Origin of the sequence: Lipingzhangella halophila (assembly GCF_014203805.1) — a bacterium.
Taxonomy (GTDB): domain Bacteria; phylum Actinomycetota; class Actinomycetes; order Streptosporangiales; family Streptosporangiaceae; genus Lipingzhangella; species Lipingzhangella halophila.
Window position 1 is genome coordinate 3605904 of record NZ_JACHJT010000001.1, and the last position, 26858, is coordinate 3632761.

At 69.9% G+C, this 26858-nt stretch carries 25 protein-coding genes and 1 tRNA gene; 13 read left to right on the plus strand and 13 right to left on the minus strand.

Features of this window, described 5'->3' with window-relative positions; translation table 11 throughout:
- Positions 1–2 precede the first annotated feature (2 nt).
- The 3 genes from F4561_RS16640 to F4561_RS16650 all read right to left on the minus strand — a co-directional run bounded on the left by F4561_RS16640 (position 3) and on the right by F4561_RS16650 (position 2559).
- Positions 3–959, minus strand: coding sequence for an ATP-binding cassette domain-containing protein (locus F4561_RS16640; protein WP_184580127.1), 957 nt, complete (start codon positions 957–959; stop codon positions 3–5).
- A gap of 179 nt (positions 960–1138) precedes the next feature.
- Positions 1139–1756 (minus strand): PadR family transcriptional regulator, encoded by a 618-nt coding sequence (locus F4561_RS16645; RefSeq protein WP_184580129.1) that lies wholly within the window; start codon positions 1754–1756, stop codon positions 1139–1141.
- Positions 1757–1854: 98 nt separating this feature from the next.
- On the minus strand, positions 1855–2559 hold the full coding sequence (locus F4561_RS16650) for a PhzF family protein (RefSeq protein ID WP_184580131.1): 705 nt from the start codon (positions 2557–2559) through the stop codon (positions 1855–1857).
- A gap of 234 nt (positions 2560–2793) precedes the next feature.
- Between F4561_RS16650 and F4561_RS16655 the strand changes: the two genes are divergently transcribed.
- Complete coding sequence (locus F4561_RS16655; RefSeq protein WP_184580133.1) at positions 2794–3204, plus strand: VOC family protein; 411 nt, start codon at positions 2794–2796, stop codon at positions 3202–3204.
- Positions 3205–3487: 283 nt separating this feature from the next.
- Here F4561_RS16655 and F4561_RS16660 read toward each other — a convergent pair whose 3' ends face one another.
- Positions 3488–4345, minus strand: coding sequence for a helix-turn-helix transcriptional regulator (locus tag F4561_RS16660; protein WP_184580135.1), 858 nt, complete (start codon positions 4343–4345; stop codon positions 3488–3490).
- A gap of 87 nt (positions 4346–4432) precedes the next feature.
- On the opposite strand from F4561_RS16660, the gene F4561_RS16665 reads away from it, so the two are divergent.
- Positions 4433–5191 (plus strand): SDR family oxidoreductase, encoded by a 759-nt coding sequence (locus tag F4561_RS16665; RefSeq protein WP_184580137.1) that lies wholly within the window; start codon positions 4433–4435, stop codon positions 5189–5191.
- Positions 5192–5424: 233 nt separating this feature from the next.
- Complete coding sequence (locus F4561_RS16670) at positions 5425–5634, plus strand: tautomerase family protein (protein WP_184580139.1); 210 nt, start codon at positions 5425–5427, stop codon at positions 5632–5634.
- A gap of 254 nt (positions 5635–5888) precedes the next feature.
- On the opposite strand, the gene F4561_RS16675 is transcribed toward F4561_RS16670, so the two are convergent.
- Positions 5889–6659 carry a DeoR/GlpR family DNA-binding transcription regulator gene (locus F4561_RS16675; RefSeq protein WP_184580141.1) on the minus strand — a complete coding sequence of 257 codons (771 nt, stop codon included), beginning with the start codon at positions 6657–6659 and terminating at the stop codon, positions 5889–5891.
- Positions 6660–6943: 284 nt separating this feature from the next.
- Here F4561_RS16675 and F4561_RS16680 point away from each other — a divergent pair, with 284 nt between their 5' ends.
- Positions 6944–7708 (plus strand): glycerophosphodiester phosphodiesterase, encoded by a 765-nt coding sequence (locus F4561_RS16680; RefSeq protein ID WP_184580143.1) that lies wholly within the window; start codon positions 6944–6946, stop codon positions 7706–7708.
- A 192-nt stretch (positions 7709–7900) separates the two neighbouring features.
- Positions 7901–8524, plus strand: a complete 624-nt coding sequence (locus F4561_RS16685; RefSeq protein WP_184580145.1) for a TetR-type transcription factor C-terminal domain-containing protein — start codon at positions 7901–7903, stop codon at positions 8522–8524.
- A 44-nt stretch (positions 8525–8568) separates the two neighbouring features.
- On the opposite strand, the gene F4561_RS16690 is transcribed toward F4561_RS16685, so the two are convergent.
- The 4 genes from F4561_RS16690 to F4561_RS16705 form a co-directional block, all read right to left on the minus strand.
- Positions 8569–9981 (minus strand): NAD(P)(+) transhydrogenase (Re/Si-specific) subunit beta, encoded by a 1413-nt coding sequence (locus tag F4561_RS16690; protein ID WP_184580147.1) that lies wholly within the window; start codon positions 9979–9981, stop codon positions 8569–8571.
- Entirely contained in the window at positions 9978–10427 is a 450-nt protein-coding gene (locus F4561_RS16695) for an NAD(P) transhydrogenase subunit alpha part 2 (protein WP_184580149.1), read from the minus strand. Before F4561_RS16695 ends, F4561_RS16690 begins: the two co-directional genes overlap by 4 nt.
- Positions 10405–11613 (minus strand): NAD(P) transhydrogenase subunit alpha, encoded by a 1209-nt coding sequence (locus F4561_RS16700; protein WP_184580151.1) that lies wholly within the window; start codon positions 11611–11613, stop codon positions 10405–10407. The genes F4561_RS16695 and F4561_RS16700 overlap by 23 nt, the downstream gene beginning before the upstream one ends.
- Positions 11614–11756: 143 nt before the next feature.
- Complete coding sequence (locus F4561_RS16705) at positions 11757–12263, minus strand: ATP-binding protein (RefSeq protein WP_184580153.1); 507 nt, start codon at positions 12261–12263, stop codon at positions 11757–11759.
- Between the two features lie 613 nt (positions 12264–12876).
- Between F4561_RS16705 and F4561_RS16710 the strand changes: the two genes are divergently transcribed.
- The 4 genes from F4561_RS16710 to F4561_RS16725 all read left to right on the plus strand — a co-directional run bounded on the left by F4561_RS16710 (position 12877) and on the right by F4561_RS16725 (position 16011).
- Positions 12877–13113 carry a DUF397 domain-containing protein gene (locus F4561_RS16710; protein WP_184580155.1) on the plus strand — a complete coding sequence of 79 codons (237 nt, stop codon included), beginning with the start codon at positions 12877–12879 and terminating at the stop codon, positions 13111–13113.
- 271 nt (positions 13114–13384) lie between these two features.
- Positions 13385–14293 (plus strand): Sco1979 family transcriptional regulator, encoded by a 909-nt coding sequence (locus F4561_RS16715; RefSeq protein WP_184580157.1) that lies wholly within the window; start codon positions 13385–13387, stop codon positions 14291–14293.
- 350 nt (positions 14294–14643) lie between these two features.
- Positions 14644–15489: a TetR/AcrR family transcriptional regulator gene (locus F4561_RS16720; protein WP_184580159.1), complete on the plus strand. Its 846-nt coding sequence runs from the start codon at positions 14644–14646 to the stop codon at positions 15487–15489.
- Positions 15490–15492: 3 nt separating this feature from the next.
- Entirely contained in the window at positions 15493–16011 is a 519-nt protein-coding gene (locus F4561_RS16725) for a methyltransferase family protein (protein WP_184580161.1), read from the plus strand.
- Between the two features lie 216 nt (positions 16012–16227).
- On the opposite strand, the gene F4561_RS16730 is transcribed toward F4561_RS16725, so the two are convergent.
- Together F4561_RS16730 and dhaM are read right to left on the minus strand one after the other, a co-directional pair.
- On the minus strand, positions 16228–17004 hold the full coding sequence (locus F4561_RS16730; protein ID WP_184580163.1) for a sporulation protein: 777 nt from the start codon (positions 17002–17004) through the stop codon (positions 16228–16230).
- Between the two features lie 300 nt (positions 17005–17304).
- Positions 17305–17694: a dihydroxyacetone kinase phosphoryl donor subunit DhaM gene (gene dhaM / locus F4561_RS16735; RefSeq protein ID WP_184580165.1), complete on the minus strand. Its 390-nt coding sequence runs from the start codon at positions 17692–17694 to the stop codon at positions 17305–17307.
- Positions 17695–17933: 239 nt separating this feature from the next.
- Between dhaM and dhaK the strand changes: the two genes are divergently transcribed.
- Both dhaK and dhaL read left to right on the plus strand, forming a co-directional pair.
- Complete coding sequence (gene dhaK / locus F4561_RS16740; protein ID WP_184580167.1) at positions 17934–18935, plus strand: dihydroxyacetone kinase subunit DhaK; 1002 nt, start codon at positions 17934–17936, stop codon at positions 18933–18935.
- A 218-nt stretch (positions 18936–19153) separates the two neighbouring features.
- Complete coding sequence (gene dhaL / locus F4561_RS16745) at positions 19154–19774, plus strand: dihydroxyacetone kinase subunit DhaL (RefSeq protein ID WP_312885320.1); 621 nt, start codon at positions 19154–19156, stop codon at positions 19772–19774.
- 68 nt (positions 19775–19842) lie between these two features.
- Here dhaL and F4561_RS16750 read toward each other — a convergent pair whose 3' ends face one another.
- Together F4561_RS16750 and F4561_RS16755 are read right to left on the minus strand one after the other, a co-directional pair.
- Entirely contained in the window at positions 19843–22356 is a 2514-nt protein-coding gene (locus tag F4561_RS16750) for a DEAD/DEAH box helicase (protein ID WP_184580169.1), read from the minus strand.
- A 190-nt stretch (positions 22357–22546) separates the two neighbouring features.
- Entirely contained in the window at positions 22547–23536 is a 990-nt protein-coding gene (locus F4561_RS16755) for a malate dehydrogenase (protein WP_184580171.1), read from the minus strand.
- A gap of 377 nt (positions 23537–23913) precedes the next feature.
- Here F4561_RS16755 and F4561_RS16760 point away from each other — a divergent pair.
- A tRNA-Ile gene (locus F4561_RS16760) sits at positions 23914–23987 on the plus strand.
- A gap of 576 nt (positions 23988–24563) precedes the next feature.
- On the plus strand, positions 24564–26720 hold the full coding sequence (locus tag F4561_RS16765; protein WP_184580173.1) for a protein kinase domain-containing protein: 2157 nt from the start codon (positions 24564–24566) through the stop codon (positions 26718–26720).
- The last annotated feature ends 138 nt before the right edge of the window (positions 26721–26858 follow it).

Below are 26858 nucleotides of genomic sequence, written 5' to 3' on the forward strand. Positions count from 1 at the left end.
CGTCATGCCTCGTCCTCGCGCAGGCTGCGGCCGGTCAGCGAGAGGAACACGTCGTCCAGCGTTGGCCGCGTGACCTCGGCGGTGCGCAGCGCGACACCGGCGGCGTCGAGGGTGCGCAGCAGCTCCGGAAGCGCCGCGTCGCCGCGCTCCACGCGCAACCGCACCGCCGTTCCGGCGACGTGGAAGTCGTGCGCTGTCGGAATGCCCTCCGCCGCCTCGGCGGCACGGCGCGCGGCCTCCTCGGAGTCGGTGACCAGCCCGATCAGATCGCCGGACACCTTGGCTTTCAGCTCGCTGGAGGTGCCGTCGGCGATGACGGCCCCGTGGTCGATCACCAGCACCCGCTCGGCGACAGAGTCGGCCTCGTCCAGGTAGTGGGTGGTCAGAAAGACCGTGGTGCCGTAGTCGGCGCGCAGGCGCGCTATGTGCTCCCAGAGGTTGGCCCGGCTGTGCGGGTCCAGGCCGGTCGAGGGCTCGTCCAGGAACAGCAGGGCGGGCCGGTGGATCAGCCCCATCGCGATATCGAGGCGGCGCCGCTGGCCGCCGGAAAGCTTGGCGACGACCCGCTTCGCGGCCCCACTCAGGTCAAGGCGCTCCAGGAGCTCATCGGCGCGCGACCGGGCCTGCGCGCGTCGCACACCGTGGCACAGGCCCTGGGTGACGAGCTCGTCGATGACGCGCTGGTCGTCGGCGGCGCTGTGGCCCTGCCCGACGTAGCCGATCCGGCGGCGCACCCCGCCCGGGTCGGCGACGACGTCGCATCCGGCGACACTGGCGCTGCCCGATGTCGGACGCAGCAGGGTGGTCAGCATGCGCAGGCTGGTGGACTTACCGGCGCCATTGGGGCCGAGAAACGCGACGAGCTCGCCAGGCTCGACATCGATGTCGAGGCCGCGAACCGCTTCGAGGGTCGTCCCGGAGACCCGGAAACTGCGGGTGAGTCCCTTGGTATGGATCACGTGAACCCCATTCGGTAATCAAGTTTGATTAGCAGCCCAACACTGCATCACCAGACCCAGGTAGTCAAATTTTATTACCAACGGAGTCCGTCCGGACGCGCCGTTGACGCGGACCGCTCAGGAGTCCCCGCGCGCGTCCAGCTTCGCTGGACCGGCGTGCGGGTGGGTACCGCGCCCGCTCAGCTCTCGGCGATACGATCGCGCGGCGGCGCCTGCCCGAAGGACGGCCCATCGTCGTCCGCCATCGCGTACGCGCCGTTCTTCAGGCGCTCGATCATCTCCGCGGTGAACTCGGCGGCCACGCGTGTCCGGGCCACCCACCACTGGAACAGTTCCCAGATGTGTTCCGGCTTGCCCTCCTTGGCCGGCAAGTTCGGCTCGTCCAAGAGCACGCGCAGCTCACCGCGCTTGCCCTCCAACTGGGCGAAGCGGTGCCGGAGCGACGTGATGGCCTCCCACCGCTGCAGGCAGGGCAGAAACGTCAACCCGGCACCGAAAAACTCTGGTTTGACGTCGGGGTCCGAGAGCGCCTTGCGCAGCAGCGTGCGGAACTCGGTCTCCCCGTCCTCGGTGAGCTCGTACAGCGTGCGTTCGGGGCCCTCGTCGCTCTCCTCGACGGCGACCGTCCGCAGCATCCCGACCTTGGCGAGCTGCCGCAGCGCGTGGTAGAGCGAGCCCGGCTTGACGTTGGCCCACTCCTCTGCGCCCCAGCTCAGCAGCTCACGCCGCACCTGGTAGCCATGCGCCTGTCCGTACTCGCGCACGACACCCAAAACCAGCAGCCGTGTTGCCGACACGCTCTCCCCGTTTCCCGGTCAGTTGCGTTCCACCTCCGAGGCTACGGCCAACGGCCCTGCCCAGCAGTGGCCCGTGCTGCCTCGATGCCGCCGCACCGCTACACGGCGGGCTCGCCCAGCCGGTACTCGCGCGTCTCCAGGTGCGCGCAGCGTCCGCCGACCTCGATGGTGCCTTCCGGCCCGGGACGCACATCGATGCGCGACCCCACACCCTGGCGGATGGTGAGCGGGCGGCCGAGCCGCGCCCCCAGGCGCATCGCCGCGGCCCCGGTCGCCTCGTCCTCGACGATGCCCATATCGCCGGGGAACACCCGCACCCGGACCCTGCCAGCGGCCTCGTCCTCCCACGCCCAGACATGCAGGTTCACACCGAGCTCGCCGCCGTTCATCGCGTCGACGTCGGCGGGGGAGGCGAGCTGGCGCGACTCGAACCACGGTGCCGTCTCCGGATCGGCACGGAACCAGGTGACCTCGCCCTCGGACCACGTGGGCACGGGCCCGGCCGGCGGGTTCAGCACATCCAGCCCCGCATCCTGGCGGTGCAGCAGCCAGGAAGTGCCCACCAGGGGATGTCCGGCAAGCGGCAGTTCCATGGCGGGCGTGTGGATGTGCAGCCGCCCGGTCGCCGGGTCCTCGACGAACACCGTCTCGGCGAACCCGAGATCGGCCGCCACCGCCTGGCGCGTCCCATCGGAGAGCCCGGGGGCGGCCAGGAACACCCCGAGCTTATTCCCCCCGGTCGCGCCGCCGCCGAAGTCGCCCAGGAACACCGTCACTACGTGCAGGGTGGTCGTCATACTCATGTCGTTACGGTAGCGCCGAAGACAGCGTCCAACGAGTCGGGGCACCGCCACCCGGCTTCCGGACCCGCCCGATTCCAGCGGTACCGCGCGGGTGGGAATATCGATGTGATCCCAGGGCGTTAAGCACGCGTTAATACCGCCCCATGGGCCCGCAATAGACACGTAAGCTCGGAAAACGTGCTTGACCTATTTCCTCCCAAGCTTCGGCCGAACCGCCGCCGGAGAGAGGTGACCGTGCCCCGTTTTACTGGTTTCGCCCACATCACACTCTCGGTGCGTAACCGCGACGCCAGTGTCGACTTCTACCGGTCGGTCCTCGGGTTCGAGGAGTACCGCAAGCGCGACGACGACCGGTCACTGCACACTGACTGCCAGCACAAGTCGGGCGTAATGCTCGGGTTCACCCAGCATCGGGACCACTTCAACGGACTCTTCGACCACCGGCACGCGGGGGTCGACCACATCGCGTTCGAAGTTGAGCACGTGGGCGATCTGGAGGCATGGGAGGACCGCCTCTCCGACCTGGACGTCGACCACTCGCCGATCGTCCACTCCGAACGCGGTTCGGTACTCAACTTCACCGATCCCGACGGGTTCCAGCTCGAACTGTTCTGCTGCGCCGAACCCGACAACGGCGAGGACTGAGCCCGGACGGCCCAACCGCGCGGCCCGGACGGCCCAACCGCGCGGCCCGGACGGCCCAACCGCGCGGCCCGGACGGCCGCGCGGCCAGAGCGCGTGTGCCGCGTCGCTGGCCCAACGCGCGTCGCCTCCCCGGATCGGCGATGGAGGTGCGCGCCCAGCGGGGTGGCGGCGACGGCGGATGTCCCGGGCTGGCGACAGAACGCTCCGGCCCGCCGTTCCACCACTCTCCCCGATCAGCCGGTACCCGAACCGGCCGGAGCGGGGTGAACCCGCTTGGATTACCTCACGTGGGCTCGACGAGGGTCTGGGGGCCGAGGACCGCGAGCAGGTCGAGAAGATCGGCGCTATCGGTGCCCAGAGCCGGGGTGAACCAGAGGAGCCGCTGGCGTCCGTCCTCGCTGAAGAGGCTGAGGCAGTTGACGTCGAGCAGGCCGAGGGTGGGATGGACGATCCTCTTCCGGTCGGCGCGCCGGAAGGCGACGTCGTGCTCGGCCCAGACTCCGGCGAACTCGGGAGACTGCTTCAGCAGCGCACCGATCATCGAGCTCGCCTCGGTGTCCTTGGCATCCCGGCGCGCGGAGGCCGCTCGCAGGTCGGCGGCGAAGGCGCGGGACTGGGCGTCGTGATCGTCCTCGGGATAGATGCTCCGCGCCGCCGGATCGGTGAACCAGCGGTAGAGGAAGCTCGCGTCCCGGCCCTGAAAGCCCGATTGGTCTCCCAGCAGCGCGACCGCCAGCGGATTCTGGACGAGCGTGACGTGCAGGTCGGTGATCACCTGCGCGGGCGTCGAGGGCAGTCGGGTAAGCAGGTCGAGCATGCCGGGATGGACGTGCGAGGCGGCCCCGCCGTTGCGCGGCACGGGGCGGTCGGCCAGGTGATAGAGGTGGTCGCGTTCGTCGGCGGTAAGTCGCAGCGCCCGCGCCAGCGCGGCCAGCATCTGCTCCGACGGCTGTGACCCGGCGCCGCGTTCCAACTCGTTGTAGTAGTCCACCGAAGCCCCAGCCAGCAGTGCTACCTCGTCACGCCGCAGCCCGGATACTCGCCGACGCGGACCGGACACGAGTCCGACCTCGTCGGGGTGGATTCGCTCACGCCGGGAGCGGAGGAACGCCCCGAGTTCGGCGTACTTTGCGGAACTCATGCACCCATTCTGCGCCAGAACGGGTCGGTGACACAGGGGATGACATCCCCTGTTGCCGCCCGGCCGACCCGGCGCATCGTGGTGTGCATGACCACCACTGACACCAATGTTGAGGCGACCGGACGGGTCGCCATCGTGACGGGAGGCTCGCGTGGCATCGGCCGCGCGGTCTCCCGCAGACTCGCCGCGGACGGGCTGGCCGTCGTCGTCAACTACGCCGACGACACCGCCTCCGCGAAGGAGACCGTCTCAGCGATTACGGCCGCCGGCGGCCGAGCGATCGCCGTCCAGGCCGATGTTGCCGACGAGGCCGCGGTCACCGCGCTTTTCGACCGTGCCGAGGCCACGTTCGGTGGCGTCGACGTCGCCGTCAACTCCGCTGGCCGCCTGGCGCTCTCCCCCATCGCCGAACTCGACCTGAGCGTCCTGGACGCACTGCACCGCACCAACATCCGCGGAACCTTCGTCGTCGCCCAGCAGGCCGCTCGGCGGCTGCGTACCGGTGGATCATTCGTGGGATTCTCGACCTCGGTGGTCGGCACCCAGTTTCCCGGCTACGGGGCATACGTCGCCAGCAAGGGCGCTATCGAGGCGACCACCCTGGTCCTCGCCCGCGAGCTACGCGGCCGAGACATCACCGTCAACACCGTCGCCCCCGGGCCCACGGCCACCGAGTTGTTCCTGGACGACAAGACCGAGGAGCAGATCGAGGCGCTGGCCAAGACTCCGCCGCTGGAGCGGCTGGGCACCCCCGACGACATCGCAAGCGTCGTGGCGTTTCTGACCAGCCCCGAGGGACACTGGGTCAACGGCCAGATCCTGCGAGCCAATGGCGGCATGGTGTGAGGCCAACCCCCACTACCCGGCCGGCGGGGTCAGCGCGGATCGCCGTGATCAGCGGAGTCCTCGGCACGGGCCGGGAGCACGAGCGAGGCCGTCTCTCGTCGCCGGCCGGATCCGGGGGGAGTTCTGCGGCCGTTCCGCCCCGAAGAGCTCCTCCTCCCCTGCCCAGCCTCTCGGCACGCCCCACCATTCGACTTCCGCACCCGCGGAATAACCCGACCCTAGGAGGAACACAGATGCCTTTCGCCAACTTCAAGGTCCCTGCCGACACGATCAGCGACGACGGCAAGAAGAAGATCATCGAGCGCACCACCGACCTGTACGCCGAGATCTACGGGGAACGGGCCAGGCCGACCACGGTCGTACTCGTCGAAGAGGTCGCCGACGGCGGCTGGGGCGTGGCCGGCAACGTCCTGACCGCCGCGATGCTCAACGGCGGCGCCTGACCGACCGCGGTGGCACGGAACACCGTCCGTGCCACCGCGGTCGGCCCCACCGAAGAGGGCACAGAACGGGACAGCGATCGTTCTCCGACCGGGTCGAAGGACATCGGAACGGGTTACACAACCGTCCACGCCGAGAACGCCACCGATGTCGAGCTCTACTGCGGAGACCACGCGCGGGCCCCTCGCGCTCATCCACGGCCACGCCGGGTACACGGCATTCTCCGCGAATTTCTACACCCGTTCAAAAACACTGCCTAGTCGGGTTTGACCAGGCTCAACCGGACGTCGCGGGCGGACATCGCCTCCACCGCCGACTGCGGTAGCCGCTCGTCGCTGATGATGAGGTCGAACTCCTCCAGCTTCGCCACCCGGAACGTACCGAACTTGCCGTACTTGGTGCTGTCGACGGTCAGCACGCTCTTCGAGGCGATGCGCAGCAGTTGCTGCTTGGCCACCACCTTGGGTTCCGACGGCGTGGTCGACCCGCGGTCGACGTCCCAGGAGCTGCTGGCGATGAACGCCAGATCCACGTTGACCTTGCTCAGGAAGTCCGCAGTGAACTGGCCGACCGAGGAGTGGTCGGCGTGCGAGACGACTCCCCCCGTGTGGATCACGTCGATGTTGGGGTACTCCATGAGATGGCCCACGACGTTGAAGTCGTTCGTGATGACGGTCAGCCCCACCTTGCTGGTGAGCATCGGCACCATCTGCAGACTCGTCGTCCCCGCGTCGAGGAAGATCGTGAAGTTCTCGCGCACCAGCTCCGCCGCGGCCCGCGTGATGGCGCGTTTCGCCGGCACTTCCAACTGCGCCTTGGCCAGGTAGGAGGGCTCACTCTTGAGCCGGGCCGCCAGGCGCACCCCGCCGGTCACCGACAGCACCTTGCCGTCGTTCTCCAACGCCTGGATGTCGCGCCGCACCGTCATATGCGACACGGACAGCATCGACGTGAGCTCGTTGATACTCAGGACATGGCGTTCCTGTAAGAGCTTGAGGATGTGCTCGCGTCGCTGGTCCGGGATCATCGTTCGCCTTCGGCATCGGTTCGGGGTGCGTGTGCCACTGTGGCAGACACGCTGCCTACGTCAGAAGTTTCCCAGGTGGCATCCACTGGCCTGCGCACGGGCCGGGTGTTCGGGTTCCGCCGCGGTCCGCGGCGGCTTCTTGAGGGATTTTGCCGGTACCGGCTCCACGGATTGCCGGTGTTTGGCAGTCTGGGCCGCATACGCGCATGAGAACGGTACCGCGGCGGGCCGCGGTACCCGCAGGAGTGGCACTGAGCGCGTTGCAGAGAGCCAGGAGGTTCCCCTTGACGCTGGCGATCGCGGACCGCGGCGACCCCATCCAGTTCCAGGAGAACACGCTGTCGGCCATCCGGGCCGCGGCCAACGCGGGTGCCGACATGGTACGCGTCGACCTCACGCTCAGCAGCGACGGCTACGTCGTCCTGCTCCACGACGACACCGCGCGGCGCGCCTGGGGGCAGGCCGTGGGGACGGGCGGGTTGAGTCTGGCCGACCTGGCGGCACTCGGCTGCGGCGACGACCAGCGCGTCCCGACCCTCGTCGAGGTCCTCGCCGAATTCGGCCCCGGCCACGCCCTCCAGTTCATGCTGGAGGTGACCTCGACCGAGACCGCGCTGGCCACCGATGACCTCGTGCTGGAGCTCGGCCTGGCGCAGAAGGTCGGCTACACCGGTTCGGTCGAAGTGCTGCGCGCGCTCCGCGCCCGCCGCCCCTCTGCCGAGCTGGCACTGACCTGGGACCGGCCAGAGCTCCCCGACTCCGAGGTGTGGCAGGCGGTGCGCCCGCGTTTCTTCAATGTCCATCATTCGCTGGTCACCCGGGAGATGGTGGCCGAGGTCCACGGACGGGGACACCAGATCTCGGCCTGGACGGTGAACGACTTCACCGAGATGGCGCGGCTCATCGGAATGGGGGTGGACGCGGTCATCACCGAACATCCCGCCGAGCTCGCTGCTCTCGCGCAGGGACAGCGCGGGCTCGCAGCCGAACGGGAGGATCACGCTCCCATCGCGGCGGCCGAGCCGCGGCACGGGCGCCACTCCCTCTAGTACGGACGCTCCGTAACCGCCATTCACGCAGGGCACAGAAACTCTGGGTGCCCCGAAATCCGCCGCCGAGTTCCGCGTTTTCCAGGTATCGGAACGCCCTCCGGGCTATGCTCGAAATCGGTTCGTAACCGGATCCGCTGACATCAACCCCTCGATCGCGCCCGCACCCCATTGGCGCACCAAGAGATGATCATGACGGCCGACCTCTCGCCCCACGATGCCCGCCTGACCGAGCAGTCCCTTGACACCGCGAGACGACTGTTCTCCCGGCACGGCGTTCGCGGTATCGACATGGCCACCCTGGTCCGGGAGATCACCCGGGAGACCGGGGCCAACCTCCTGGAGCTCCGGCGGGCCTACCCGACCCGGATGGACCTCGTCTACGCGGTCGTTCTACGGTCCACGCGCACTCTCGTCACAGCACAGCTCGGCGACTCCGGAGCTCCGGACGACCCGGTCGGCCGGCTGTCCAGACTTATCCGCCGGCACATCGACTTCTGCTGGGACCACTGGACCGAGGAAGGGCTGCGCCGCGACCTGTTGCCCCGGCTGCGCACCATCCACCCCACCCGCTACCGCGAGCTGTACGACCATATGCGCAGCTACCACGAGCACATCTGCGGCATCATCACCCAGGGAAACAGCCAGGGCAGCTTCCGCGTGGTCTCCCCCGGCGCCGCCGCCGAGACCGTGCTCGAAACGCTCGACTCCATCCTGAACTGGTACGAACCCGAGGGCGGTCTGACCCTGCCGCAACTCGCCGACGTCTACGTCGACCTGATCGTGCACCACCAGTTGGGCTGCCCGCGCGAGTAACCCGCGCGTTGGGGGGCTCCCGCCTCGTCCGGCGCAGCGGCTGGTCACCGCACCAGGGTCTTGACAGCGGCCGTCAGGCTCTCCAGTGCCGACTTGGCGTCCGCCAGGAACATCCGGGTCCGGGAATCGGTGTAGAGCTCATTGTCGATCCCGGCGTAGCCGTGCCCCATCGACCGCTTGATCACGATGACGGTCCCGGCGCGGTCCACGTCCAGGATCGGCATCCCCGAGATCGCGGTGCCCGGACGCCGGGCGGCCGGGTTGGTCACGTCGTTGGCGCCGATGACCAGCGCGACATCAGCCCGCGGGAACTCCGGGTTGACCTCCGCCATCTCCTTCATCTGCGAGTACGGCACCTTCGCCTCGGCCAGGAGCACGTTCATGTGTCCCGGCATCCGCCCGGCCACCGGATGGATGGCGTAGTCCACCCGCACTCCCCCGCCCTCAAGAATCCCCGCGAACTCGCGCAGCTCGTGCTGGGCCTGCGCGGCGGCCAGACCGTAGCCCGGGACGATGATGACCCTGGCGGCGTAGGCGAGCCGGATGGCGGCGTCGTCGGCTTCGATCGTCTGGACCCCCTCGCCACCGGTGCTGCGGCCTCCGGCGTCGTCCCCAGTGCCGAAACCGCCGATGAGGATGGCGGTCAGGGAACGGTTCATGGCGTCCGCCATGAGCTTGGTGAGGATGCCGCCGGACGCGCCGACCAGCGCTCCGGCGATGATGAGCATGGTGTTCCCGATGACGAAGCCTGCCATGGCGACGGCGACGCCCGTGCACGCGTTCAGCAGCGACACCACGACAGGCATGTCGGCCCCGCCGATCGCCAGCACGATCAGCACCCCCAGCACGAGGGCGGCGAGCACGAGCACGGCCAGCGCCGGCCCGCCGGCGCGCCCGGCGATCAGCAGCCCGGCCGCGGCGACGATGACCACGGCCAGGGCGGCGTTCAGCACCGCGCGACCGGGGAAGAGCATCGGGTGCCCCGGGATCCAGCCCTGGAGCTTTCCAGAGGCGACGAGCGAACCGGAGAAGGCCACCGCGCCGATGAGGACGTCGAGTGTGACCGCGACTGTCGCGGTCATGGTGAGGGTCCCGCCGGCGCCGCCGAACCGCAGGAAGTCGTGCATCCCCACAAGCGCGGCCGCGCCGCCCCCGACCGCGTTGAACAGACTGACCAGTTGCGGCATCGCCGTCATGGGCACGGCGCGCGCCGAGTACAGCCCGGCGATCGAGCCGATGAGGATTCCGGCACCGAGCACGATCCACCCGGTCGTGGTGACGGTTCCGGAGTCGATGAGCAGGACCAGCGTCACCGCGACCGCGGCGGCCATACCCAGGCCCGACACCCGGTTGCCGCGCCGGGCCGTTCCCGGCGAGTTCATCAGGTGCAGCCCGATGACGAAACAGGCGGCCGCGGCAAGGTAGACGAGTCGGATCAGCACATCGACGGCGCTCATGACCGGTCCTCCCGGCGCTCCGCGGCTGTGTCGCCGGCGGGGCCCGCACCGGACGCCCCGCTCTCGGAACGCGGCGCACCCGCCTCGCCCGGGGAGGCGGTACCGACCGGGGGGACCGCCGCGGAGGCGCCCTCGCCTTCGACGGTGCGGGCGTCCGCGCGCTCCGCGGGCCGGCGGAACATCTGCAGCATCCGGTCCGTCACCGCGTATCCCCCGACAACGTTCATCGCGGCGAACACCGCGGCCACCAGCGCCAGCGCGTAGCCGAGCGGGGTCTCCGCCGAGACGGCGATGACCATCGCCCCGACCAGGATCACACCGTGGATGGCGTTGGCGGCCGACATCAGTGGGGTGTGCAGGGTAGCGGGCACTTTACTGATGACCTCGAACCCCACCAGCACGCTGAGCAGGAAGATCGTCAGGTCAGTGAGGAGTTCCGGACTCATGTGGCTCGACCCCTCCGGTTGTGGCCATGGCTTCAACGGCTTCCGCCGCGGCGGGATGCACCACCCGGCCGTCGTGCGTGACGACGACTCCCGCCTGGATCTGGTCATCGAGGTCGATGGTCAGCCGTCCCTCGTGCAGCATGTGGCCGAGAAGCGTTTTTATGTTGCGCGAGTAGGCTTCGGAGGCCGCGCGGGGCACCGTGGCGGGCAGGTTTCCCGCGCCGATGACGGTGACCCCGCGGTCGGTGACGACCGTCTCGTCCGGCCGGGACAGCTCCACGTTTCCGCCGAGCGGGCCGGCCGCGAGATCGACGACAACGGCGCCCGGCCGGAGCCGGGCAACGGCGTCCTCCTCCAGGAGGAGGGGCGGCCGGCCGCCCGGGACCTGAGCGGTGGCGATCACGATGTCGAATCGGTGCGCCTGGTCGGCCAGGACCGCGCGCTGCGAACGGCGCTCGGAGCCGGTGAGGGCCCGAGCGTAGCCCTGGTCCGCCGTCGCGGACTCCACCTCGGGGAGCTCCAGGACGCGCGCGCCGAGCGAGCGGATCTCCTCGCGTGCCTCCTCGCGGACGTCGTAGCCGGTGACGACGGCGCCGAGCCGGCCGGCGGTGGCGATCGCCTGCAGGCCGGCGACCCCGGCCCCCAGTACCAGGATCTCGGCCGGGCGCGCGACGCCGGCCGCGGTCATGAGCAACGGAAGGTAGCGGTCGTACGCCGCGGCGGCGACGAGCACCGCCTTGTACCCGGCGACGTTGGCCTGCGAACTGAGGGCGTCCATGGACTGGGCCCGGCTGAGCGTTCGCGGCACCCCGTCGAGGCTGATCGCGGTGACCCCGAGGTCGGCCAGGTCGCGGACGAGAAGCGGGTCGCTCGCCGGCTGCAGCATGCCGATCACGGTCTGCCCGGGGCGCAGCCGGCGCAGGACCTCCGAGGAGGGGCGCGTTACCGAGAGCAGGACGTGGGCGCGCTCGTGCAGCTCCGGCGGGGTGAGAATCTCGCCGCCCGCGGCGGTGTAGTCCTCATCGGTGTACCAGGCAGCCGCTCCGGCTCCGGTCTCGACGAGGGGCACCGCTCCCAGGGCCCGCAGATCCGGCACGGCCCCGGGGACCACCGCGACCCGGCGCTCGCCCGGGGCCCTCTCCCGGAGGAGACCGATCCTCAGGGCAGGCTCGGACGTTTCAGCCATACAGCCCCCCTTCCGCCGCGGGTTCCGCGCGATTTCTACCCAGGGCGCGTGAAGGGGATGCGTGCACTGGGCAGCGACCTACGCCCGAACGCCGCCCGACGGTGACGGGAGCGGGAAGGGGCGGAAGCGGGGGGTGTGGAGCCTCAGGAGCTCTCGGCCATGGCCAGCGCCGCCCAGACCACCTTGCCCTGCCCGCCGAGAGGCTGCCATCCCCAGTCGGAGCTGAAGGACTCGATGAGCCGGAGCCCGCGCCCGCCTTCCTCAAGACCAGCTTGGTCGCTCAGCTGGGGGACCCGTCGGCTGGGGTCGAACACCATGCAGGTCAGGTTGGCGCCGTCGCGGTGCAGTCCGAGCTGGATCGACCACTCGGTCTCGGGGGCGACCGGTTCGGGAGCCGCGTGCCGGCACGCGTTGGTCACGAGTTCGGAGACGACGAGCCGGACCTCGTTGAGGAGCCCCGCGGTCTCGCATATCCCCCAGTCGCGCAGCACGGCCTGGGAGAAGTCGCGCGCGGACTTAACCGAAACGGCGTGGAAGCCCAACCCGTGCACGGCGACGTGCCGGCCGAGAAACCGGTGGCCAATGGGCAGCGGAACGGGTGTCAGCCCCCACCACGCGCCCGGTGGCTCATCGGGCTTGATCGCGGACATCACCCGGTCCGCGCCCGTCCTGATGGATGGATCATCGACTTGCCAAGACACGGAGCGCGCGCTCATCGCATCCCCTGCTTGGTTGTGCTTTTCGCACCGTTTGTGGCCACCTGCACCATTCCTCGTGTCTCTTACACCTGCAAGCACGAATGCATGTGCACTCGGCAGTTTAGTGAGTAACACGCCACTTGTCCCGCCTGAGAGGCATCGTTATAAAAATTTGAGGGACCCACACCCCCCGGCGCACACCCCCACCCCATCCAGACCATATCTTCCCTGCGCACGCGGTTACACGTGTTCACTCTCGCCCGCGGCCAGCGAGACCGGACACGGCACGGAGGCGTCGTTCAGCCAGGTCATCCCATGATCACCAGCTCAACACGGCGTCGATTAATTCGGGTAATTTACTGTCGCAAGCGCTGATGCAAACACAGATGCACGTGCACCCGTACGCTGCGCCGTAGAGAGCGGGGAAGGATTCCGCGCCCCGCGAGGTGAGCGCGAACAGCGTGCGTGGCGTCACCCGTCTGCGGCACGGGTCGGCGCACGGCCTGAGGAACTACCGGCAACGCAGCGGAGCCCAGGCCAGCAACGATTCGGTGAGGAGAGGTAGATGCACCAAGCCAAGAACGGCACCCCCGCGAGCAGCCTGCGTGAGGTGGAGTGGCACAAGAGCGACCTCAGCAACCCCAGCGGGAACTGCGTCGAGCTCGCTCGGCTCCCCGACGGCGGGGTCGCGGTCCGCAACTCCCGACACCCACACGGGCCCGCGCTGATTTACACCCCGGCCGAGATCTCCGCGTTCGTCCAGGGAGCCAAGCGAGGAGACTTCGACTACCTCACGGACTAAGCCGACTCGAAGGAGATTCAGCGCGCAGGCCGGCCACACACGACTGTACGCGTAGCGCACACACCGGTAGGGTGGCCCCGCTACCCGGTACCGCCCGGCCCGCGCGCCTCGCGCGAGAGCGGGGCAACCTCCGAGGAACGTCCGGCGTCAAGGGCGGCAGCGGGCACCGGGTAGCCGCCCTTGCTGTGGATTTGTCGAACGAGAAGAATTGAACCGTCTTCTCGCGTCTGGTTCACTGACCGCGGACGTGTTGCACTTAGGGGAGAGTCTCGTGGGAATTGCGCATCCGAGCGACGCAGCCCCGCAAACGAACGTGCTTGAGTACGCGCGCGGCGGGCCTACCGTACTCCGGATTCTGCTGGGCTCCCAGCTCCGCCGGCTGCGCACTGCGAAAGGCATCTCGCGCGAGGACGCGGGGTACGAGATCCGCGCCTCGCACGCCAAGATCAGCAGACTCGAGCTGGGCCAGGTCAGTTTCAAGGAGCGCGATGTCGCCGACCTGCTGACCCTTTACGGCGTGACCACGACCACCGAACGCGAACCGCTCCTGTCGCTCGCCCGCCAGGCGAACAACCCCGGCTGGTGGCACAAGTACAGCGACGTCCTGCCGCACTGGTTCGAGGTCTACGTCGGCCTTGAGGAGGCGGCGAGCGTCATCCGCACCTACGAGATCCAGTTCGTGCCCGGCCTGCTGCAGACGGAGGACTACGCCCGCTCCGTCGTGATGCTCGGCCACGGTCACGCGCCCTCCCAGGAGATCGACCACCGGGTCGAGTTGCGGATGGCCAGGCAGCAGCGCCTCACCGAGCGGGGAAGCCCGAAGGTGTGGGCGGCGGTCGACGAGGCGGCTCTGCGGCGCCCGCTCGGCGGCCCCGATGTCATGCGCGGCCAGCTCGAGCACCTGATCGAGATGTCCAAGCTGCCCAATGTCACGCTGCAGATCGTCCCCTTCAACCAAGGTGGGCACGCGGCAGCGGGTGGCCCGTTCAGCATCCTGCGCTTCACCGGCCCGGAACTTCCCGACATCGTCTACCTCGAGCAGCTCACCAGCGCGCTGTACTTCGACAAGCCCGAGGAGACGGAGCACTACATGCGGGTCATGGACCAGTTGTGCATCGAAGCGCTCCCCGCCTCCGCTACCACCGAGTACCTCGCCGAGATCCTCAAGGACCTCGGCTGACTTCGCGCCGAGTGCGCGCCGGGGACTGACCGCGAGCCCGCGGCACACCACACGCCACCACACGCCACCACACGCCACTGCCGCGCCCTGACTGGCGCCGCACGCGCCGTCCCAGGCCCGCACGGGCGCGGTCCGGCGCGTGCGGCGCCAGAGTACTGTCCGACTGGCCGGCTCCCTGCCCTCTGGCGGCCTTGTGGGCCCGCACACCGCCCACACAGCGAGCCAGCCCGGAAGACCCAGGACTGAGCCCGCTTCACTCCTGAGGCGCATCAGGACCACCACGCGTCGACTACACGATTCCCGAATCATGGAACTGACACTTCCTTATATAAAGCATATACTCATGTGTCATGAACGAGAGAGTTCCTCGGGAGCTGGTCGAGGCCGCCCTGTCGGCCGCCCGCCAACAGAACACAGACGTCGCCACGGTGCCGCTGACCACGATCGCCGCGACGGCCGGGGTCTCGCGCAGCACCCTGCTGCGCCGGCTCGGCGGCACGCGAGCGGCGCTCGACGACGCCGTCCGCGCCATCGGGGTCGACCCGGGCGGCCGACCGCCCGTCCGTGAACGCGCGGTCTCCGCGGCCGGTCACCTGATCAGCGAGCGCGGGCTCGGCGCGGTCACGCTGGACGCGGTCGCCGACGGGGCACAGTGCTCGCTGCCCAGCCTGCACACCACCTTCGGCAACCGCGACGGGCTGCTCGCCGCCGTCTTCGAGCGCCACACCCCACTGCTCGACCTGGAGCGACTCGCCGAGAGCCCGCCCGCCAGCCTGGAGAGCACGGTGCGCGAGATCTACCGCGCGCTGGTCGCGGCCTTCCTCCGGGAGCCGCGGGTCATGCCCGCACTGTTCGCCGACCTGTTCGCCCGCCCCGACGGCCCGGGCAGCCGGATGTTCCGGGTGAGCTTCCCCCGGCTGTTCGCCAGCTTCGGCTCGGTGCTGCTGCCGCACGTCGACGCCGGCCGGCTGCGCCCCCTGCCGCTGCCCCTGATCATCCAGCAGATGCTCGGGCCGCTGGTCGTGCACCTGGCGCTGCGCCCAGTGCTTGAGTCGACCCAGGCCACGGAGCTTCCCGACGTGCAGCACAGCATCGAGGTGTTCACCGAGGCGTTCCTGAACGCGGTCGCCGTCCCGGAAGACGCCGGCCAATCGCCCGAGTTCCGAAGCACCACGACAACCGAGACGGAGGAGTAGAACATGCGGAGTAGATCTGCGGCCATTGGCGGCAACATCGTGGGCGTCGTCGCGCTGCCGGGCACCGTCGCCGGCCTCATTCCCTGGTGGATCAGCCGCTGGCAGCTGCCCGGTGCCGAGCCCTTGTGGATTCCGGCGCAGGTGGTGGGTGCGGTGCTGATCGCCGCTGGGTTGTACGTGCTGTTGAGCGCTGTCGCGCGGTTCGCCCTTGCACTGGGCACGCTCGCTCCGGTCGCTCCCACCGAGCGACTGGTCGTGGAGGGGTTCCACCGATTCGTGCGCAACCCGATGTACGTCGGGGTCATCGCCGCCATTCTCGGCCAGGCGCTGCTGTTCGGCTCGCTCGGCGTGGCGGTCTACGGCATCGTCGTCTGGGTCTTCTTCAGCCTGTTCGTCCGCTGGTACGAGGAGCCCACCCTCGTGCGCCAGTTCGGCGGCGAGTACGAGACCTACCGGCGCAATGTTCCGGCCTGGATTCCACGGGTGCGCCCGTGGGAACCCGCCGCGCAACCAGACGGGTAGGTCCGGGGCCGGAAACGCACGGCGGCTGGCCGCGGCATCGCTAACGAGTGGTGCCGGGGCCGCCCCCGCGCACAAGCGAAGCTGCCCGCCGAGGAGCCAACAGCCCGGTCCGGCCCACCGGAGGCTCCTTACCGGCCTCCAGGCGCAGGGCCGCCCCCGGCGACGGCCACGCTGCCGCACCGTGTCCGCGCGGCTGTCGCCGAGGGGTGACCGGGCCTACAGCCAGCGGCGCTGGCCCCCGACCTTGTGGAAGATCTCGTGCAACTGCGCCGCCCAGTCCTCCTGCGCCGCAGTGGCGTGCTCGATCCGAAACCGCCGGAACGTGTCGCGGCTCTCGGACACCAGCCCGCCCTTCTTGTCCAGCTCCAGCACGACATCACAGCCCTGCTGGTCGCTGACGAAGCTCAGCTCCAGCTCGCTGATCCCGGGATAGCTGCCCGGTGCGCGGTACTCGATCTCCTGGTAGAACGGAAGCTGCTGGCGGGTGCCGCGCAGCTTGCCCTGTTCGCAGTCGGCCTTGGTGAAGGCGAACCCGAGCCGTTCCATCGCATCCAGCAGAAGTGTCTGGGAGTCCAGCGCGTGGATGGCCACCGGGTCCAGGTCACCGGGGTCCACACCTCCGGCCACGTGCAACTGGGTGTTCACCCCCACACGCATCCCGCGCAGGTTCCGTCCCCGGTGCGAGGTGATGGGCGATTCCCATGGAACCGCCAGCTGGAAGGGCACCCGCAGCTCGGCGCCGGGCTGCAGGTGCAGCTCGCCGCCGATACGCGTCCGCCCGAACTCCAGGTTCCGCTGGACCTCGTTGTCCCCGATCTCCATCTCGGCGCGTGTCTGCAGCCCGACCGTCAACTGCTCGATGCGCTGGTCCACCGATCCGCCGGTGAGGAACACCTCACCGTGCAGCACCCCTCCGGGAACCGTGTTCGCGTCGCTAAGCACCGCCTCAACAGACGCGTTGCCCAGGCCCAGGCTTGCCAGAATCCGTTTCACAACTCTTCCTTGCGATGTCGACGATGATCGGCCGCCGGTTGAACGCGCCGGGCCGGAGCCCCGTTCCGCCCACGCCCGAACGCGCCGATCCTGACCCGAACCGGCCACCCCGGAGGCGGGACGTCCTGATCGCCGGCAATGCGGAAGATACGGGTATCGCGGCGGACTGGGCCCTCCTGACCGTTGCCATGTCTACCGGAGGCGCAGGTCGCACGCGAGAGAGCCGGGGATTCTGATACCAACCTGAGGCCGGCCGCTGAGCAGCCGCGGAAGGGTCCGCATGACCCGGGGCTGGCGAACCTAGAACTTCGCGGTTCGGCGGGCCTCCTCGCCAGCGGCGACCACCGTGGCGAGGTCCGCTCCACTGGCGGCGATGACCGCGGCGCTCACCGCGCCCTCCACGAACGGCGCGTCGACCAGGACGACGTCGTCGCGCGGGTGGTCCTCCTCGACAGTGCGCATCGTCAGAACGGAGCTGCCGATGTCGGGAAGGACGACGACGCCCGCGCCCTGGTCCGCCGCACCGATCGCGGAGACCACGAGGTCGTAGCTCGTGCCCATGCCGCCGTCGTCGGTACCGCCAGCGACGGCCACCGGCGCCTTGTCCCCGATGAGTTCCCGGATCAGGTCGCGAAGTCCGGTGGCGAGACGGTCGCTGTGCGAGACCAGAACGATGCCCACTGAGCTCATGTCCACCGAGCCTAGAGGCCCCCTGGATGTGCGGCAATGCCGCACACGCGACATTTTCGCCGGTGCTCCGGGCACTCGACCGCGAGCATGCCCGGCATCGCCTCTCCCATACCGGTTGCGACTCCGGCACCCGCGTTTCCCATGCCGCCCAAACGGGGTATTCGGGACTTGCGCCCGGCGCGCGTCCGTACCCGCACCCGCGGCTCACCCGGCCGCGGAGCCAGCCCAGGGAGCCCACTGTGAAGAAGTTCCTGAACACCGCAGACACGTTTCTTCCCGACGCGCTCGCGGGCCTGGCCGCAGCCCATCCGGAACTGCGCGTGGACACCGACAACGGGACGGTCGTCCGCAGTGAGGGCACGCAAGACGGCAGGGTGGCCGTGGTCTCGGGCGGTGGCTCCGGCCACGAGCCGCTGCACGCCGGCTTCGTCGGCGCGGGCATGCTCGACGCCGCGTGCCCCGGTGAGATCTTCACCTCCCCTGTCCCCGACCAGATGCTGTCGGCGGCCACCGCGGTCGACTCCGGCGCGGGCGTGCTTTTCGTGGTGAAGAACTACACCGGTGACGTGCTGAACTTCGAGATGGCCGCCGACCTCGCCTCGGACGCGGACATCGAGGTGCAGACGGTCCTCGTGGACGACGACGTCGCGGTCCAGGACTCCACGTTCACGGCGGGCCGGCGGGGCACAGGAGCGACCCTCTTCGTGGAGAAGATCGCCGGCGCCGCGGCCGCCAGGGGCGACGACCTGGCGTCGGTAGCCGGGCTCGGCCGCCGGGTCAACGCCGCATCCCGCTCGTTCGCGGTCGCTCTGACGGCGTGCACGACCCCATCGGCCGGACGTCCCGGTTTCGACCTGCCCGCGGACGAGATCGAGGTGGGCGTCGGCATCCACGGCGAGCCCGGCCGGAGACGCGAGAAGCTCAAGCCCGCCCGCGAGCTCGTGGCCGAGGTCATGGAGATCATCCTGGCCGACCACGACTCCCTTGGCTCCGGTGACGACACGATCGTGCTGGTCAACGGGCTCGGGGGGACCCCGCTCAGCGAGCTCTACCTGGTGTACGGCGAGGTCGCGTCCCACCTCGCCGAGCGGGGCATCCGCATCGCGCGCAAGCTCGTCGGCAACTACGTCACAAGCCTGGACATGGCCGGCTGCTCGATCACCGTCTGCCGCGTCGAGGAGCCGTTCCTTCAGCTGTGGGACGCCCCGGTAAACACTCCCGCTCTGCGCTGGGGCGCCTGAACGCCCCGAGTGCGCGGGCCGCCCGCGTCGGAAGCGCCGCGCCCCGGGAAAGCGGTGGCTCCGGGGCATGGGGCTGAACGCGCGCGCATCGGGTAGCCCTATTGGGGCGGGCCGCCGCACGGCGCGCCCCGACCAGACCGGCGCGCGGCGCCCCGGCCTGCGCGCCCCCGGGAGTGGATGCCCGGTCACCATCGCGCCCCGACCCCAAGGAGGCACCCGTGGACACCGACCTCGCCCGCGCGTGGATGCTCGCCGTCGCCGAGTCCATCGAGGCCGATCGCGAGCGCCTCAGCCGGCTCGACGCCGAGATCGGCGACGGCGACCACGGCACCAACATGCACCGCGGTTTCAGCGCGGTACGCGAGGCCCTCGACGGGGTCGACTCCCCCTCGGCCAGCACCGTGCTGGTCAAGACCGGGACCACTCTGATCTCCCGGGTGGGGGGCGCCTCAGGCCCGCTGTACGGGACGGTCTTCAGGACCGTTGGGAAACAGCTCGGTGCGGGCGACTCCGATGTCGCCGAGCTCGCCGCGGCGCTCAGCGCCGGACGCGACGACGTGTGCCGGCTCGGGTCGGCGCAGGTGGGCGACAAGACGATGGTCGACGCCCTCTCCCCCGCGGTCGACGCCCTCACCGCCGCCGACCCGGCGGGCGGCCTGGGGCCCGCGACGCGCGCCGCCGCCGAGGCGGCGGAGAAGGGAGCGGAGTCCACCATCCCGCTCCAGGCCCGCAAGGGCCGCGCTTCCTATCTGGGCGAGCGCAGCGCGGGCCACCTCGACCCCGGAGCGGCGTCCACAGCGCTGATCTTCCGCGCCCTGGCCGACGTCGCGCGCGGCTGAAAGGCACACGCGCCGAGTGCGGCACTCCCCGGTGGCCGAAGAGCCAGCAGTGCCAGCGGGACCTGGTTCTAGAGCCGGTTCACGTCGCGCACGTGGACCACCGCCCGGCTCTCCTCGTCGGAGGCGGCGAGATCCACCGAGGCGCTGAATCCCCAGTCGTGGTCGCCGGCGGGGTCATCGAAGATCTGCCGGACCTCCCACGAGTCGCTCCGCTCCTCGATCAGCAGCATCCGCGGGCCGCGGGCGTCGGGCCCGATCCCCAGTTCGTCGTGCTCGGCGTAGTAATCCCGCATCGCCTCCTCCCACGCGTCGGCGTCCCAGCCGTCCTCGCTGTCGAGCGCACCGAGCTCGTCGTAGCGGCGGCGTGCCGCGAGCTCAACGCGGCGGAACAGCTCGTTGCGGACCAGGACCCGGAAGGCGCGGCGGTTCGCGGTGAGGGGCTTGGGCCGCTCGTCGGCCTTCTCTTCCTCGGCCGGCTGCGCGCTGGGGTTGGTGAGCTGCTCCCACTCGTCGAGCAGGCTGGAGTCGACCTGGCGCACCAGCTCCCCCAGCCACTCGATGAGATCGTGCAGCTCCTCGGTCTTGGCGTCCTCGGGCACGGTCTGGCTGAGTGCCTTGTACGCGCTCGCGAGGTAGCGCAGCACCAGGCCCTCCGAACGCGCGAGCTCGTAGAACCCGATGTAGTCGGTAAACGTCATCGCGCGCTCGAACAGGTCGCGGGCGACCGACTTGGGGCGCAGCGGGTGGTCGCCCACCCACGGATGGCCGCGCCGGTAGACCTCGTAGGCGTGGTCGAGCAGTTCCTCGAGCGGCTTGGGGTACTCGATCTCCTCCAGCCGCTCCATGCGCTCCTCGTACTCGACACCGTCGGCCTTCATCTGCGCGACGGCCTCGCCGCGGGCCTTGTTCAGCTGGGCGCCGAGGATCTGCCGGGGGTCGTCCAGGGTGGACTCCACCACGGTCAGCACGTCCAGGGGGTAGGTGGGCGACGCGGGGTCGAGCAGCTCCAGCGCGGCGAGCGCGAACGTCGACAGCGGCTGGTTCAGGGCGAAGTCGGGTTGCAGGTCGACGGTGAGGCGGGCGGTGCGTCCCGCGGAGTCGGGCTCTTCGAGCCGCTCGACAATGCCGCCGTCCATGAGGGACCGGTAGATCGCGATCGCCTCACTGATGTGCCGGCGCTGCGCGGGCCGGTCGTCGTGGTTGTCGGTGAGCAGGTGCCGCATCGCCGCGAAGCAGTCGCCGGGGCGGGCGATCACGCTGAGCAGCATCGCGTTGCTCACCCGGAACCGGGAGACCAGCGGTTCGGGCTCGGCGGCGATGAGTTTCTCGAACGTGGCCTCGTCCCAGCCGACGAACCCGTCGGGGGCCTTCTTGCGCACCACTTTGCGCCGCTTCTTCGCGTCGTCGCCGACCTTGGCGAGTGCTTTCTCGTTCTCGACGACGTGCTCGGGCGCCTGCACCACTACATTGCCCACCGTGTCGAACCCGGCGCGGCCCGCGCGGCCCGCGATCTGGTGGAACTCCCGCGCGCCGAGCCGGCGCACCCGGGTGCCGTCGTACTTGCTCAGCGCCGTGAACAGCACAGTGCGGATGGGCACGTTGACCCCGACACCGAGGGTGTCGGTACCGCAGATGACCTTGAGCAGCCCCGCCTGGGCCAGCCGTTCGACCAGCCGGCGGTACTTGGGGAGCATTCCCGCGTGGTGCACCCCGATTCCGTGCCGCACGAACCGCGACAGGTTCCGACCGAACTTCGTGCTGAACCGGAACGCCCCGATCTCCCGGGCGATCGCGTCCTTCTCGGCGCGGCTGCACATGTTGATGCTCGTGAGCGACTGCGCCCGTTCGACCGCCTGTGCCTGGGTGAAGTGCACGATGTACACCGGTGCCTGCTGCGTGCCGAGGAGGTCCTCCAGCGTCTCGTGCAACGGGGTGCTGCGGTAGGAGTAGTAGAGCGGTACGGGGCGCTCGGCGGACGTCACGACCGACGTCGGACGGCCGGTCCGCCGGGTCAGGTCCTTCTCGAACCGCGTGACGTCGCCGAGAGTCGCCGACATCAGCAGGAACTGCACCTGCGTCAGCTCCAGCAGCGGCACCTGCCAGGCCCAGCCGCGTTCGGGCTCGCCGTAGAAGTGGAACTCGTCCATGACCACGACACCGATGTCGGCGTCGGCGCCGTCGCGCAGCGCGATGTTGGCGAGCACCTCGGCGGTGCAGCAGACGATGGGGGCGTCGGAGTTCACACTGGCGTCGCCGGTCATCATCCCGACGTTGTCGGTACCGAAGATCGAGCACAGCTCGAAGAACTTCTCCGAGACCAGGGCCTTGATCGGCGCGGTGTAGAAGGCGCACTCGTCGCGGGCCAGGGCCGTGAACAGCGCTCCGCAGGCCACCAGGCTCTTGCCCGAACCGGTCGGGGTGCTCAGGATCACGTGTGAGGCCGAGACCGCCTCGATGAGGGCTTCTTCCTGGTGCGAGTAGAGCGTGAGGCCCTGCTCCTCGGCCCACGACGCGAACGCGGTGAAAAGGGAGTCGGGTTCAGGGGTGGCCGGAAGCTGATCGATGAGACTCACGCATTCCATGGTGCCTGCTGCCCCGCACTGGACAGGCCAGCGCGCGGCGCCACTGGTCGCGCCCGTGGCGAACACGGCAATGGCGCGCCCTCCGCGGAGGGCGCGCCATTGGGCACCGGGAGGCCGCGCCGGGACCGGGCACCGGGTTCCCGCCCGCACTCGCGAGGCCGGCCTCCCTGGGGAGGCCGGCAGGGCGGTACTAGACCAGGCCGAGCTGCTTGACCGTGTCGCGCTCCTCGACCAGCTCCTGGACGGAGGCGTCGATGCGCTCGCGGGAGAACGCGTCGATGTCCAGGCCCCGGACGATCTCCCAGCGGCCGTTGCGGGAGACAGCGGGGAACGAGGAGATGATCCCTTCGGGCACCCCGTAGGAACCGTCGGAGGGGAAGGCCGCCGAGGTCCAGTCGTCCTCAGGGGTGCCGTTCACCCAGTCGTAGACGTGGTCGATGGCGGCGTTGGCCGCCGAGGCGGCGGAGGACGCGCCACGCGCCTCGATGATCGCGGCGCCGCGCTTGGCGACGGTCGGGATGAACTCGTTCTCGATCCACGACTGGTCACCGACGGCCTTCGCCGCGTTGGCCCCGCCGACCTCGGCGTGGAAGATGTCGGGGTACTGGGTCGCGGAGTGGTTGCCCCAGATCGTCAGCTTGCGGATGTCGTTGATCGACACGCCGAGCTTTTTGGCGAGCTGGGTGAGCGCGCGGTTGTGGTCCAGCCGGGTCATGGCGTTGAAACGGTCGGCGGGAACGTCGGGAGCGTGCGACTGGGCGATCAGGGCGTTGGTGTTGGCCGGGTTGCCGACCACCAGGACGCGGACGTCGGCGGCGGCGCCGGCGTTGATGGCCTCCCCCTGCGGCTTGAAGATGCCGCCGTTGGCCTCAAGCAGGTCGCCCCGTTCCATGCCCTTGGCGCGCGGGCGGGCCCCGACGAGCAGCGCGACGTTGCAGCCCTCGAACGCCTGGTTCGCGTCGTCGAAGATGTCGACACTGTCGAGGAGCGGGAACGCGCAGTCGTCCAGCTCCATCGCTGTGCCCTCGGCGGCCTTGACGGCCTGCGGGATCTCCAGCAGGCGCAGCCGCACCGGGACGTCGGCACCCAGCAGTTGGCCGGAGGCGATCCGGAACAGTAGGGCGTAGCCGATCTGTCCGGCCGCGCCGGTGACGGTAACGGTGACGGGTACTTGGGCCATGACCTCATTCTCCCTGGTGACATTCGTGCGACCCGAGATCGTATCTCGGGACCCGCGGCGCGGTTTCGCCCACCCCGGCGTATCACGCGCCCGCGGGGCCCCTCAGCCCCGGGGTCCACAGTGGATACGGCGCACGTCGATCCTGCCCAACCCGCGTCGCGGGATCCACTCTAGTCTTTCGGCCCCGGCACCTTTCGATGACCGGGTGCCGCGGCACGCCGCACCGCTGTACCCGGCCGCGATCCCCCGCACACGCGCGGCTCACACGCGGAAAGGCCCGCGCACCCCCTGTTAGGATAGGCTCGAGCCCGGCTGCCGGCAGATCCAGGCATGCTGAGCTGCGACATCCGGGGGCACCCGGTATTCCCCCACGCCATGGGCCGGTAGCTCAGCAGGTCAGAGCAGGGGACTCATAATCCCTGAGTCGCGGGTTCGAGCCCCGCCCGGCCTACCGAACCGCCACGCATACGAACCCCGTCCTGTTGGGCGGGGCTCTGTTCGGGCCTCTCCCCGTAGCCGGAGGTATCGCGGCCTTCTTCCTCCGGTGGGCCCTCAGCGACCACTCGATCAAGAACTCCGCGGGTGTGCCGCCTGGACTGTGTCGGATGCTTCGAGTCCGTCGAGGTACCGGTTCAGGCCGTGCCGGAACAGTGCGTCCGGGTCGTGGGGTGCACGCCCGTGCGCTGCCGCGAGACGCGGGAAATGGCCGGAGTCGAGCACGGTCCCCACCTCGTGCGCCGATGACGACCACCAACCGGGGTTGTTCAGTCCGGTGGCTCGTTCGGCCTCGGCTTCCTCGACGGCCGTCAGGGCGATGACCCATACCGTGGCGCGCTCAAGCCATGATGGATTTGCCGCTCGCCCGCGGGGACGTTGGGATCGTCGTACTGGAGGGACACGCGGATCGGCGGGGCCGGCGGGCCGCGGATGAGGTGGTTCCCCCTGGTTCCTGGGAGTTTGGCGACTCGTGGTGGGAGGCGCCACAATTGGGGGATTCTCTTGCCTGCCTCTGCCCACGAGGACGCATGTGACTCAACTGGAGCCGTCAGCGGCCGGTAACCTCTCGCCGTTGGAACCCGCGGACCCGCAGTTCATCCCCCCATTCCGGATCCGAGGGCGGCTCGGCGCGGGCGGGATGGGGGTGGTTTACGGTGCCACCGACCCGGCCGGGGCGTGGGTGGCGCTGAAGGTCATCCGCGCGGAGTGCGCCGACGACGCCGACTTCCGTGCCCGGTTCGCCCGGGAGGTCGAGCTGATGCAGCGGGTGCGGGCGCGTTGCATCGCCCCGGTGCTCGCCTTCGATACCCAGAGTGCCCAGCCCTGGTACGCCACCACCTACGTTCCCGGGCCGACCCTGGCCCAGCGGGTCAAGGAGCGGGGTGCGCTCGCACCGGAGCAGGCGCGGGTGGTCGCGGCAGGGATGGCTGAAGCGATCGCGGCGATCCACGCCGCCGGCGTCGTACACCGCGACCTCAAGCCGGCCAACGTGATGCTGGCCCCGGACGGCCCCAAGGTGCTGGACTTCGGAATCGCCCGCGCCGTCGGCGAAACGGCGCTGACCCGCACCGGCGGACTGGTGGGCTCGCCCGGCTGGATGAGCCCGGAGCGCTTCCGCGGCGAGGCCGGTCCAGATGCCGACATCTTCAGTTGGGGCGCGCTGGTGGCCTATTCCGCCACCGGCCGACCGCCGTTCGGCAGCGGCGAGGTCGCGAACTTGATCTACCGCGTGCTGCATGAGGAGCCCGACCTCGACGGGCTGCCCGGAAGCCTCGCCGGACCTGTCGCCAAGGCGCTGTCCAAGGATCCCGCGCAGCGCCCCAGCGCGGTCGACCTGCTGTACCGCATCACCAGCCCAGACGCCGCTGTGGAGTCCGACGAGGACGCCACCACCATCGTCGATGGCTTCATCGATCAGTACTGGAGGCCCCCCACCCCGCCGCCCGGGCCAGGAACCTCGGGACCGCCAGATCCGGTGCCGCCTCCACCCGCAAGCCCCGCCCCCGCACCACCCAACGGGGCCGCGCCGGCCCGTCCCGCCCGGCGGCGCGGGCGCCTGCTGGCGCTGGGCGCCGGTGCCGCAGCGCTTGCGCTCGCCGCCGGGATCGGCGGCATGTACGTCCTCCGCGACACCGGCGACTCTGACGGCGCCCCGGTGGATCCCTCCACGTCGCTGGTCGAGTACAGCACCCTCGCCGGCGAGATGTCCGGGGCGGGGTCGACCTTTCTGGGGCCGGCCATGGAGGGATGGACCGCGAGTTATGCGGATTCCCGCCAGCCTGACCTGGTGATCGACTACTCCGCTGTTGGCACCGGAGCCGGAGTCGAGGAGTTCATCCAAGGCGAGGCGGATTTCCACTCCGGCGAGCTGGCCGATGGCAGCAGCGTCGACCCTGAGGCCGCGGACGCGCACGGCTGCCCCACGGTGCAGATCCCTGTTCTGGCCGGTGGAGTGGTGGTCACGCTCAACGACCCGGAGCTGGACGGCCTGGCGCTCGACGCCGAGGCGCTCGCCGGGATCTTCGACGGCGAGATCACCACCTACAACGACCCCGCGCTCGTCGCGCTCAACCCGGACCGGGAGCTACCGGACACCGCGATCGTCCCGGTCCGCCACGCCGAGACCGCGACCACGGCCCATGTGTTCTCCGCCTATCTCGCCGAGGAAAGCGCGTCCTGGGGGGCGGATCGCTTCGGCAGCGAGGCCGACTGGAACTCGGCCGCGGTGGAGGCCCAAGGTGACGAGGGGGTCGTGGCGGCCGTTGAGGAGCAGCCCGGAGGGCTCGGGTTCGTCAACCAGTACGCCGTGGTGGAGGACGGGTACGCCGCGGTGGCGGAAGAGCTGCCCCAAGCCGCGGTGGTCAACGCCGACGGCACCGAGGTCTACCCGACCTTGGAGGCCACGACCGAAGCGACGGCACAGCTGGACTTTCCCGTCGGTGGCGACCTCGCCCTGGGAGAGATCGGCGGAGACGGCTATCCCATTATCCGGATCAACCGGGTCCTCGCCTCCGAGTGCGGATATGACGATGACACGGCGGCTGCCCTGCGCGACTTCTGGACCTGGGCCACGCAGACCGACGCCGCCGCCGAGCTGGCGGAGGGCCGGGGCTACTCTCCGCTGGCTCCGACCTTGCACGAAGGGATCCTGGAGCGCATCGACCGGATCAACATCGGGGGCGCATGACCTGCCCCGCTGACGAATTCCTCGCAGCACTCCACCGGGCGGTCCCGGAGCATCAACCGATCGGTTGATGCGCGAATCCGCCGGAGTTCTGGCCCGCCGGGCGATCCGCGCGGCGGGCCGTTCGGGGGATGCTCGCGG